The organism is Paraburkholderia sp. 32 (genome assembly GCF_050435345.1).
In the GTDB taxonomy this organism is placed as follows: Bacteria; Pseudomonadota; Gammaproteobacteria; order Burkholderiales; family Burkholderiaceae; genus Paraburkholderia; species Paraburkholderia tuberum.
This window is the reverse complement of sequence record NZ_JBNDKD010000002.1, coordinates 672,255-683,466: the sequence shown is the minus strand read 5'-3', so window position 1 is coordinate 683,466 and position 11,212 is coordinate 672,255. Positions and strand designations below refer to the sequence as shown.

The following is an 11,212-nucleotide window of genomic DNA, read 5'->3' as shown; positions in this document are numbered from 1 at the left end:
ACCGCAACGCATGATAAGCATCATGGCAAAGACGCAAACGCCGCGCAAGACGCTGCCCGCTGGCATTGGCAAGGTACTGAAGCGGCTGCACTACCCGTTGGACGTGATCCTGCTGTGCGTGCGGTGGTACGTGGCGTACTCACTGAGCCTACGTAACCTCGAGGAAATGATGGCCGAGCGGGGTATCGAGGTGGATCATTCGAGCGTGCACCGGTGGGTTATTAAGCTGCTGCCGGTGCTTGAAAAAGCATTCCGCAAACGCAAACGGCCTGTGGGCAAGAGCTGGCGGGTCGATGAGACCTACGTCAAGGTCAAAGGCCAATGGAAATACTTGTACCGTGCCGTCGACAAGACAGGTAATACGGTGGATTTCCTGCTGCGCGCCCATCGGGACAAGGCCGCGGCGCGCCGCTACTTCGAGAAGGCGATTGAACAGAACGGCGAGCCCGAGACAATCACCGTGGACAGGAGTGGCGCGAATCTGGCTGCGCTTGAAGCGCTCAATGCCGAGCGTTTAACACCGATCAAGGTCCGTCAAAACAAATACCTGAACAACGTCGTCGAGCAGGATCACCGTGCCATCAAACGCATCATCAAACCGATGCTGGGGTTCAAGGATTTCCGCTGTGCGCGCATCATCCTGTCTGGCATAGAAATCGCACACATGATCCGCAAGGGGCAGATGTGTGACGATGGCGTCGCCCCGACTGCAGCCGAACAATTCTACTCGTTGGTAGCGTGAGTAGTACTACCGATATCACGCTTTGCTCAAGCTGTAATCGTTAGCGCGACAGAACCCTAGCGGGCCCCGTCGGACAGCGACTGGGCGAGAGTCGTCAAGCTGTCCGTTAGCCGGCTGACCGGACCTTCATCGAGCGTCATGATGACTTCGATGATTTCCTTCGCCGCCTTGGCGAGCGCCGGTGCTCCGTTGCCGTGCTCGTCCAGTCCGATCATCACGTTGAACTTGCCGTGGATCTGTTCATCGGAGAACAGCGTTGCCGCCGTCCACGGATCGCCCACAGAGTGATCGGCCGTGGCGCTGAAAATCTGCCCGCGCGCATGAATGTCCACGCCACCAGGCACGCCTCGCCATTGGCCACCCGTCATCCATTCCCCAATGTTCGACGATGTCGGCTCCGGCACGACTTCGACGCGCTTGCGGAAAGCGGTAATGTGCTCGTCGCTCATCGTTTTTTCGTCATACCAGCGGGGACCGGCCGGCACGTCGTACGCGACCGCGGCGACTGCATGAGCGTGGCTGAATTCCGCGCTAAGAGGATCGCGCGGCTGCTGCTCGCGGAAGATGGAGGTCAGCGCAAAAGGATTGGCCCGCACGACGACCCGTTCGATTTCGTCTGGCCTGAGTTCGTGCCGCGCGCGCAACTGGGTGAACGCGGTGAGCGGATGATGAATCCAGCGACAGCATGGCCAGGGCTTGTAGGTGGTGTTCAGAATCTGCCAGTCGCTGCCGAGGCCAACCATCAGCGCTTCGTCGTCGTGCGTCGGAGAGCCGTAGAACTTCCAGAAGGCGTTGGGTCCGTCGAGGATGTCCTTGAAGCCCGTGCTGCCCAATCGCGCGAGCAATGCCGCGGACACACCGGTCTCGGCACACCAGCCGGCGTCGGCATACTTGTACATGGGTTGCTCGACGGATTCTGCCCATTTTCGCAGCGTCGGCTGAGGGGAGTTGCTTCCTCCGATGCCAAACGCGTGATTGGCCTCGTTGTCATTCAGGCCGGCAATGCTCGTCGACGCACCGATCGCGGACCACGTGATGGTCGCGGCCGGACCGCCCAGTTCGTTCCAGCCGATCACCTTGCCGTTCTCGATCTGCATCGGGGCGCCCATCCAGCTGCCGATCCGTGCGCCGACATCGAAGCCGACCGTGATGGCTGTCAGCAACTCGCGTCCACTGCGTCTATACAGTTCGGCGAGCGCCAATGCGGAAAAGACCGTGGCATTTCCAAAATGCGTCGAGGTCGGAAAGGTATCGTCCGCATCCAGTACATTGGCCAGCCGTGCATTGGCGTAGGCGGCGGCGGTGACCGAACTGCGCTGTGTTCTGCCGAGTACGGTTGCATCCTGATTGCCCCCGAGAGTATCGACATATTCGAGAGCGATCCGTCCGCTACCGGTGCCAATCGCTCCGAGCGCACAGCCCAACGTGTCGAGAAGAAGGCGCTTGCTCTCGGCGACGACGGGCTGTGGCAGATCGTCAAAACGCGTCTTTACCACGAAGTCGGCAAGTCCCTGGGTGAGGCTCGTCATGTCTCGCTCCTTGCTGTATCAGGTAGTTGTGTGCTGGAACAACGGTTTTTCGTCTGGATGGCGCTGTTCAGTTCGGGCAGGACCTCAAAGAGGTCTGCAACAAGACCATAGTCCGCCACCTGAAAGATCGGGGCGTCCGCGTCTTTATTGATTGCAACAATGATCCGGGAGTCTTTCATGCCCGCCAGATGCTGAATGGCCCCTGAAATGCCGACGGCAATATAAAGCTGCGGTGCGACGATCTTTCCGGTTTGGCCGACTTGCATATCGTTGGGTGCGAAGCCCGCGTCGACCGCCGCTCGCGATGCACCGACCGCCGCGCCTAGTGTGTCCGCGAGCGGGTAGAGCAAACCGAAGTTCTCGCCACTTTGCATACCGCGACCGCCGGACACGACGATCTTCGCGGCGGTCAGATCAGGACGATCGCTGGCAGCCAGTTGTTCGTCGACCAGGGCCGACAGGCCCGAGTCTCCCGGACCCGAAAGTTGCTCGACAGGGGCAGGTTCCTGGGTGGTGTCCGATGCGTCGAAAGCCGTGCCGCGAACGGTAATCAGTTTGATTGCGGCAGAGGACTGAACCGTCGCGATCGCATTGCCGGCGTAGATGGGACGCCTGAACGTGTCCGCACTGATCACCTCGATGATCTCGGAGATCTGATCGGTATCGAGCAACGCTGCAACGCGTGGCAAGACGTTCTTGCCATGCGTTGTGGCGGCCGCGAGCACATGGGTGTACGCGGATGCGATTCCCGCAATCAAAGGCGCGATGTTCTCCGGCAATTGATGCGCGTAGGCGTCCTCATCGGCGGCTAGTATTTTGGATACGCCTTCGATTTTCGCCGCGGTCTGCGCAAGCGCTGCGACGTTCCGACCCGCCACCAGCATCGCGATATCGCCGCCGATCCTTTGCGCGGCGGAAACTGCGCTCAGGGTGGCGGTGGCCAGAATGCCGTGGTTGTGTTCGGCAATCACGAGAATGGCCATCAGATCACCCTCGCTTCGTGTTTGAGCTTTTCGACCAGCGCGGTGACGGAGGCGACTGTGACGCCAGCGCTGCGCACGGCCGGTGCTTCCACTTTGAGCGTCTTCACGCTCGACGCGGTGGATACGCCAAGCGAGCTTGCGCTGCGCACGTCGAGTGGCTTCTTTTTAGCCTTCATGATGCTGGGTAAGGTCGTGTAGCGAGGTTCATTCAGCCGCAGATCGGCGGTGACGATGGCCGGGAGATTGAGCGCAACCGTCTGCAGTCCGCCGTCGATCTCACGAGTGACCTGGATCTTTTCGCCCACAATCTCGACTTGCGATGCGAACGTGCCCTGCGCGTAGCCGGTGAGTGCGGCCAGCATCTGGCCGGTCTGGTTGTTGTCGCTGTCGATAGCCTGCTTTCCAAGCAGTGTGATGCGTGGCTGTTCCTTGTCGACCAGGGCCTTGAGAAGCTTCGCGACCGCAAGTGAACCCAGCGCCTCATCGCTTTCAATCAGAATGGCGCGATCGGCGCCAAGTGCGAGTGCCGTGCGTAATTGCTCCTGCGCTTCGCTCGGGCCCACGCAGACCACGACAACTTCGGTGGCGATTCCTTTTTCCTTGAGTCGTACGGCCTCTTCTACCGCGATCTCGCAGAAGGGGTTCATCGACATCTTGACGTTCGCGAGGTCTACGCCGCTCTTGTCCGCCTTGACGCGAACCTTGACGTTATAGTCGACCACCCGCTTGATAGCGACCAGAACTTTCATGCCTTCAGCCTCATCTCTATTACTCCGTTTTCAACCTGGGATCTAGCCGAAGTTGACCACTTTTTTTCGAGGCGCGCCAATAGCTTTAAATGTTCAAATGATCGAATAAACGTATCGAAGGAACTGCGAGGTCTGGCAGGAGGGAGCTTATTGCGGAGCGACGCTCATTGCTTTCCATACGACTTTGGTTGCCGTTCGGAATGCCGCATCGTCGACGCCGCCGGGACCGGAGCGCCGCAAAAAGACGATCAAGCCTTGCCAGTGCGAATAGAGCAAGGCGCCCCGCAGACGGCATTCGTCGGCAGGCAAGACCTTATTGATCTGCGCGACCAGTCCGCTGAACAAGGCCTGAAACTCCTTGCTTACCTTGACCATCAATTCACGCACAGCGGGTTGATGCTCCGCGAGACACCAGCATTCGAATGCAAACGGGCTGACGACATTGTTGGCTTCGGCCAATGCGTCGAATACGTCGTCCAGCACGGCGTCGAGGCGCGCTTCGGGCGATAGTGCCGGATCGCTGGAGAGCGAACGGTATTGCTCCAGATAGCGTCGGGCCACTTCTTCTATGGTGGCGAGCAGCAACGCGTCCCGGCTCCCGAAGTAGTGCTGGAGAGTACCGAGGCGAATCTGCGCTTCGGCTGCCACGCGTCGCTGGGTGAACCCCACGTTTCCCTCGGACGCAAACACGCGAATCGCAGCCTCGAGAATTTCAGGGATACGTGTCGACCGATTGCCGCGCTGCCGCGCAGGTGAGCGCGGATCGTGTCCGCCAAGTTCCGCCGAGCTGAGAGAGAGGTCTTTCATCTTTGACACTCGAGGGATGGAATCCGGCTGGCTGCGAGCGGCTGTGCGTTGCACGCTGCTATCGAACAGGGCGGCCGCAGCCGTTCAGTCAGGGTATTGGTCAAGTGTATAACACACGGCCGGTGCTCCAACGAAAAGGTACGAGAAATTCGCGTGAATACAGGGTAAACGCCAGCTTTATCTTTCTTGATAATAGGTCTGGTGACCACTAGTATTTGGTCAACGGACTAAATATCTGCTTTTCGTTCGCGAGTCTAGGTCCTGATCGCGGCAATCGAGCAGTGCGGAGTTTTTGCATGGACAGCGGCAGCACATCATTGCGTTGGCTGGTTGAGAAGTGGCTTCAACCAACCGCGGCGTCACCGGCTCGGGTCGTTCGGGTGAAAACCGGACGGATGCGCTCCACGCGCTGTGTTCGCCTCGAGGTCAGGCGTTCATCGGACGTATTGTCGGTGTTCTTTTTCCGGCATGGCGACGGTTCGTGGTGCGTATTTCCACCTCACGTCGAGCGTCCCGCAATGGCCATACAACAGTATGTCAGTTGATTGGAGGAAGCGTCATGGACGTGATCGAATTGGCGCGAGCATCGGGTTTGCAGGTGGTTCTCGATGGGCGGATAGGGCGCGAGGAGTATCAGATCGTGTGTGGATCAGTCGATGCGTTGCAGCGGTTCGCGGACGCCGTCAGTATGTCGATCGAGATGTCAGTGCGTGTGGCAATGCAAGTCGCGCGGTCATGATGTACTGACGCGGCCGGCTTCACGTGGGCGCTGGTAGGGCGCTAACAGACGATCATAATGAAAAATCAGCAATTATTAATGGGTTGTCCTAAGTGGACCTGCTGACCGATATCGTCAGACTGATGCGCCCTCAATCGGTGTTATGGCGCACGCTCGAAGAGCACGGACGTTGGGGAATGAGCGTTCCTCGGCGAGACGAGCCGGTCTTCTGCCTCGTCGTGACGGGACACTGCTGCTTTGTCCCGCCCAATGGCCCTCCATTGCTAATGAAGCAAGGTGACTACGTGATGTTGAACGCGTCATCTCGCTATAGCCTCGGCAGCGGATTGGATGTTATCCCAGCCGTGACTGCGCTCGCCGCCGACGCCGGGCAAACGGACTATGCCCGATGGAACGACGGCAAGGGTGGCGATGAAGTCAGACTCGTGGGCGGCTATTTCCAGGTCGAACCTGAGCACACTGCGCTCCTTGCGAGTTTGCTGCCGGATCTTCTTTACGTCCGATCCTCGGATGAAGAAGCCGGACGTCTGAGCCGTATCGTCGAATTGATCGGCGAGGAGTCGCTTTGTCAGTTGGCGGGTCGTGAACTGGTCATGGGCCGGCTGGTGGAAATCATGCTGGTGGAGGTGTTGCGTCGTCCGATGTTGCAAATAGAAGGACAACGAACCGGGTGGCTAAGCGGTATGGCCGACCCGCAGATCGCCATGTCGCTGCAAAAAATGCATGCCGACGTTGCGAACCACTGGACGGTGGACATCCTTGCGAAGCAGGTCGGCATGTCACGCGCGGTGTTTGCACGCCGCTTCTCCGAATGCGTGGGCCAGGCCCCCGCTACCTATCTTTCCAATTGGCGCATTGCGCTTGCCAAGGATGCGTTGCTGAACAGCAATCGCTCCGTCAACGATATCGGTCTTTCGATCGGTTATCTGTCCGACAGCGCGTTTAGCACGGCGTTCAGCCGGATCGTCGGATGTTCTCCGGCATCGTTCCGCCGAGAGGGCCGGAAGGTGTCCTGAACGAGCTATTGGTGGATCTGCTCGATCCATCGTTTTTTAGTATTGTCCCTTCTTTTCGACACGCCTTATCTTTTGCACATCATCAGGTCTCGCGAGCACTCCTGATACACAACCAGGAGCGAGCTCGCGGCGCGGTTTATCTACGCGCGCTGCTACACCAATTCAGAATCTTGAGTTTTGTAAAACGAAATTCCTGACAGATTGCAGGTGCAGTTAAAAGCGGGAACGCTATCGGAGTCCTTTCATGCACGCATGGCAGCGATTGACGAGAGACGTCCGAAAGCCTCGGGTTGACGATAAAAATTAAAAATCTTGCGCAATCCGAGAGCTTTACAAATCTATTAAATTATATTTGGAGACAGAAATGAAATGCCCGAAATTGATGCTGATGTCGACTGCTTTACTTTTTACCCAGGCGGCCTCCGCGCAAAGCAGCGTCACGCTTTACGGCGTGATCGACTTTGGTCTGAACTTCGTCAACAATGCGCAGACCATCGAGAATGGCCATAGAACGGGCCGCCAACAATATACGATGAGCAGCAGCATCATGCAGGGTAACCGGTGGGGTCTGCGAGGCGTGGAGGATCTCGGCGGTGGCTATAAGGCCATCTTCGTCCTGGAAAGCGGTTTCGATATCGGGACCGGGAATTTCCAGCAGGGCGGTGACCTGTTCGGCCGGCAGGCTTATGTCGGCATTGCTACTCCATACGGAACGGTTACGCTTGGGCGTCAGTACGATTCAGTCGTGGACTTTATCGGACCGCTAACCGGTGCCGTAGGGAACGGAACGTATTCGTTACATGGCAATGACGTCAACAATTTCGGGAATACCTATCGCGTCAATAACTCGATCAAATTTACGTCGGACACGTACGGCGGTTTCAAGTTTGGCGGACTCTACAGTTTCGGCGGAGTGGCGGGATCGTTTGGAACCAACAGCGTCTTTTCTCTGGGCGGTTCTTATCGATTCAACGGGCTCACGGTCGCCGCGGCGTATCTCCGGGCGCGTGATCCGAACCGGTCGTTTTGGGGCAACAATGCGAATAGTTCGGCGACTGCCAGTAATCTGGGTTCGATATCGGGAGTGCAGGTCAATCCTGTCTACGGCGGCTTCGCCTCCGCATCCGCGTATCAGGTTGCGGGAGCGGCTCTGCAATACGCGTTTTCCCGCGTTATCGTTGGAGCGAACTATTCCAATATCAGCTTTCGCGGGCTGAACGACCCGGCATCGGGGAACCTTGCGGTTATGAACCCCCGTGGCTATACCGGCAACGCTACGTTCAACAGCTATTCTGCCTTTGTGCGCTATAGCCTTACGCCATTCCTGTGGCTCAACGGCTCTTACGACTACCTGACCGGCGGTGCCATCGATGGCAAGGAGGGCGCGAAATACCATCTGATCAACGCCACCGTCGACTACTTCCTGTCGAAGCGCACCGACGTGTACTTCATGGCGAACTATCAGATCGCGTCCGGAACCGATTCGACCGGTCAATCCGCGGTGGCGTCCTATCTGACGATCACGCCTTCCAGCAACTCCCGCCAGGTTGTTCTGCGTGTTGGTATGAGACATCTCTTCTAGCGCGTCACGCCGGATCTGCTGACCGGCAGCACGCGTCGCGGAAATTGCCTGCTTCCAATCTCAAGCAAGACCGGGTTTTGCCAATTGCTCAACTTAAAGAGAGAGTGCCGAAACATGTCGACTCAAGATGCTGAAATCACGTGCCCATTTGCCCGGCAGACATTCCCCTGGCCGCGCGATACGGAAGCACCGTTGAACCCTCCGCCGCAATACGCCGCTTTGCGGGAAAAAGGGCCGATGGCGAAAGTCCAGCTTTGGGACGGCAGTGCCGCATGGATCGTGACCGACATGGAACATTTCCGCGAGGTGCTGACAAATCCCCATTTCAGCGCATCGCCACTTGTCGCGGGTTTTCCGTTCGTGGCGCCGGCGCGCGCTGCTCAGTCGAAGTCGTATCAGACATTCATTACCATGGACCCGCCTGAGCATGGCCATTATCGCCGCATGCTCACCAAGGAATTCATGGCAAAGCGTATGCAGGATTTGCGGCCGTTGGTTCAGCGTTCACTCGACACGCTTCTCGATGCTATGGAGAAGAAAGGCGCGCCAGCCGATTTCATCGCGGACCTCGCATTGCCGCTGCCGTCGCTGGTGATCTCGATCATGCTGGGAGTGCCGTATGAAGATCACGCGAAACTGCAGAAGTGGAGCGCGGATCGGATGAATCTCTCCATTGCTCCGGAAGCTTTGACGCGATCGGCGCAGGAGATGACGGCCTATATCGATCAACTGTTGCGCCAGAAAGAACAAGACCCGGGCGATGGAAGCGATCTGCTGAGCAGATTGGCGGTGGAATGGGTCATCCCGGGAAAGCTGCCGCATTCAGAAGCGGTTCAGATGGCGACGTTGCTGTATTTGGCCGGACACGAGACGACGGCCAACCAGATCGGACTCGGGCTGCTCAGTCTGTTTCAACATCCGCGGCAGAAGGCGGACCTGATCGCGAATCCTTCTCTGGTGCGCGGAGCAGTCGAAGAAATGCTCCGGTTCCATTCCATCACGCATATGAATTCCAACCGTGTTGCGACCGAGGACGTCACGATTGGCGGGCAACTGATTCGTAAGGGAGAGGGTGTTCTCGCACTGCTGCATGCAGCGAATCACGATCCGGTTGCGTTTCCGAGTCCCGAGAGTTTCGATATCCATCGTGAGACCGGCGGACAGTCTCATGTGGCGTTCTCATTTGGAATTCACCAGTGCCTGGGCCAGCCGTTGGCTCGACTTGAACTCCAGGTGGTGTTCGAGACATTGTTCAAACGGTTTCCCAATCTGCAATTGGCGGTTGAATTCGATGCCTTGCCATTCAAGAGCCAATCTTTTGTTTACGGCCTTAGGGAACTACCGGTGAGTTGGTGAGCGTTCCGGTTCGAACGACCGGCCGGTCTCGAACCCGAGCGGAGAACCTGTTTTCGCCCCCTTCGTGGCCGGTGCTGCAAACGTGTAGCGCCGATCACTCATCCACCTTCGACAGATGGAGTCGGTCGTTATGAACTGGAAGTTTGTTGCCGTGACTCATTTGCGCGAGGGCGTGGGTATCTTCGTAGCCTTGCTCGCGGATCTGGTGATGGTGGCCTGACGTTCTGGACAGGTCGGCCGGTCCCGCGACCGGAGAGAAAGGCCGCTCTACATTGCAGCGTGATCTCAACCCATGAAGGAAATGGTAAATGAGCAGGTTATTCGACAGGAAGGTAGCCCTCGTGACCGGTGCGGCATCCGGCATTGGGCGCGCGACGGCCATTGCGTTCGCCAGAGTAGGCGCCGCGGTGGTTGTCGCGGACGCCGATGCGCAACGCGGCGCCGAGGTTGTTCATTACATTACCGAAAGCCTTGGCGAGCAATCGCTTTTCGTCGCCGTGGATGTGACAGATCCAGATTCCGTGGAGCGTATGGTCCGGACGACCGTGAGCCACTATGGCGCGTTGGATTGTGCATTCAACAACGCCGGTGTTTCCGACAAATCGAGCAGCTTGCGGGTGTCGACTCAGGACAACTGGGACCGTGTGATGTCCGTCAATCTGGAAGGCGTTTGGCACTGTATGCGGGCAGAGCTCGACCACATGTTGGCCGCCGGCAAAGGTGCGATCGTCAACAATGCCTCGCGCTCAGGTCTGGTCGGTGTACCGAGTGACGGAATCTACGGCGCGGCCAAGCACGGGGTCATAGGGTTGACGAAGGCCGCGGCGGTCGAGTTTGCGTCTAAACAGATCAGAGTGAACGCGGTGTGTCCGGGTCTTGTTGAAACCGCTTTGACGCAGGCGCGATTCGGCGATGACCTCGTCCCGCGTTCACGGCTTGCGAATCCGCTGGGACGAATGGCTCAACCTGAGGAGATTGCCGAAGCCGTCGTCTGGTTGTGCTCAGACGCGGCTTCCTTCGTGGTTGGCGTCGCGTTGCCGGTGGACGGTGGGGCCACTGCCCGGTGAGATCCACGCCGGCGCAGCGCCTGGTCCCAGGTCACATTATGCTGTCGGAGTGCGGTCGCACCGTCGTAGACACGCATGGTAATGATCGACATCCCTGTTGCCAGATCGAAGCGCCTCTTCAAATCGCAAAGGCTTTCGAAAAACACTTTCAACTAGTACTTGCAGCCAGCAATTTGGACAGGTAACGTCGAATCGTTCTGCAATGCAGCGCCGGAGAGATCGTCAGAAGGTGTGACGACGCCGACGGAGCAACCGCCCCGGAAACTCTCAGGCAAAAGGACCGCGTAGCAGGGACATCTGGCGAGCGGCGTCACGCACGCCCACCGAAGGGGATTTTCCGCGCACGGCCGCACGAGCCCGCGCCGCTGGAGAAGAAACTCTCAGGTACATGGACAGATGGGACATCGACGCCGGTTTCGAAATGAAATCGACACCGGTGATGCTCAATTTACTCTGGACCATGTCATGTCACGAATCGCCATCATTGGCGCCGGCATTACCGGCGTCACGACTGCTCACGCCTTCGCTCAGCGCGGCCACCACGTCACCGTGTTCGAGCGCCATCGTTACGCGGCGATGGAAACCTCGTTCGCCAATGGCGGGCAACTGTCCGTCAGCAATGCGGAAGTCTGGAACAGCGCG

General features: G+C 58.1%; 10 protein-coding genes, 1 pseudogene and 2 riboswitches. Of the genes and pseudogenes, 7 read left to right on the top strand and 4 right to left on the bottom strand.

The window, feature by feature from the left end:
• The first annotated feature begins 10 nt into the window (after nt 1-10).
• Nucleotides 11-742 (top strand): IS6 family transposase, encoded by a 732-nt coding sequence (locus OKW26_RS18510; RefSeq protein WP_429354294.1) that lies wholly within the window; start codon nt 11-13, stop codon nt 740-742.
• Nucleotides 743-798: 56 nt separating this feature from the next.
• On the opposite strand, the gene OKW26_RS18505 is transcribed toward OKW26_RS18510, so the two are convergent.
• The 4 genes from OKW26_RS18505 to OKW26_RS18490 all read right to left on the bottom strand — a co-directional run bounded on the left by OKW26_RS18505 (nt 799) and on the right by OKW26_RS18490 (nt 4,864).
• Nucleotides 799-2,271: an MmgE/PrpD family protein gene (locus OKW26_RS18505; protein WP_429354687.1), complete on the bottom strand. Its 1,473-nt coding sequence runs from the start codon at nt 2,269-2,271 to the stop codon at nt 799-801.
• Nucleotides 2,268-3,254, bottom strand: coding sequence for an electron transfer flavoprotein subunit alpha/FixB family protein (locus tag OKW26_RS18500; protein ID WP_429354686.1), 987 nt, complete (start codon nt 3,252-3,254; stop codon nt 2,268-2,270). Before OKW26_RS18500 ends, OKW26_RS18505 begins: the two co-directional genes overlap by 4 nt.
• On the bottom strand, nt 3,254-4,003 hold the full coding sequence (locus OKW26_RS18495; protein ID WP_429354685.1) for an electron transfer flavoprotein subunit beta/FixA family protein: 750 nt from the start codon (nt 4,001-4,003) through the stop codon (nt 3,254-3,256). Before OKW26_RS18495 ends, OKW26_RS18500 begins: the two co-directional genes overlap by 1 nt.
• 147 nt (nt 4,004-4,150) lie before the next feature.
• Entirely contained in the window at nt 4,151-4,864 is a 714-nt protein-coding gene (locus tag OKW26_RS18490; RefSeq protein ID WP_429354684.1) for a TetR/AcrR family transcriptional regulator, read from the bottom strand.
• Nucleotides 4,865-5,369: 505 nt separating this feature from the next.
• On the opposite strand from OKW26_RS18490, the gene OKW26_RS18485 reads away from it, so the two are divergent.
• The 6 genes and pseudogenes from OKW26_RS18485 to OKW26_RS18460 form a co-directional block, all read left to right on the top strand.
• Nucleotides 5,370-5,549 (top strand): hypothetical protein, encoded by a 180-nt coding sequence (locus OKW26_RS18485; RefSeq protein WP_429354683.1) that lies wholly within the window; start codon nt 5,370-5,372, stop codon nt 5,547-5,549.
• A gap of 92 nt (nt 5,550-5,641) precedes the next feature.
• Nucleotides 5,642-6,565 carry an AraC family transcriptional regulator gene (locus OKW26_RS18480; RefSeq protein ID WP_429354682.1) on the top strand — a complete coding sequence of 308 codons (924 nt, stop codon included), beginning with the start codon at nt 5,642-5,644 and terminating at the stop codon, nt 6,563-6,565.
• Between the two features lie 364 nt (nt 6,566-6,929).
• On the top strand, nt 6,930-8,147 hold the full coding sequence (locus tag OKW26_RS18475) for a porin (RefSeq protein ID WP_429354681.1): 1,218 nt from the start codon (nt 6,930-6,932) through the stop codon (nt 8,145-8,147).
• Between the two features lie 114 nt (nt 8,148-8,261).
• Nucleotides 8,262-9,503 carry a cytochrome P450 gene (locus OKW26_RS18470; RefSeq protein ID WP_429354680.1) on the top strand — a complete coding sequence of 414 codons (1,242 nt, stop codon included), beginning with the start codon at nt 8,262-8,264 and terminating at the stop codon, nt 9,501-9,503.
• Between the two features lie 308 nt (nt 9,504-9,811).
• A complete protein-coding gene (locus OKW26_RS18465) occupies nt 9,812-10,570 on the top strand; it encodes a glucose 1-dehydrogenase (RefSeq protein WP_429354679.1) in 759 nt (252 codons plus the stop codon).
• A 200-nt stretch (nt 10,571-10,770) separates the two neighbouring features.
• Nucleotides 10,771-10,863, top strand: a riboswitch (glycine riboswitch).
• Between the two features lies 1 nt (nt 10,864).
• Nucleotides 10,865-10,969: riboswitch (glycine riboswitch) on the top strand.
• Nucleotides 10,967-11,209: pseudogene (locus OKW26_RS18460) on the top strand (FAD-dependent oxidoreductase); the annotation flags it as partial. (Overlaps the previous riboswitch by 3 nt.)
• Nucleotides 11,210-11,212: the final 3 nt, after the last annotated feature.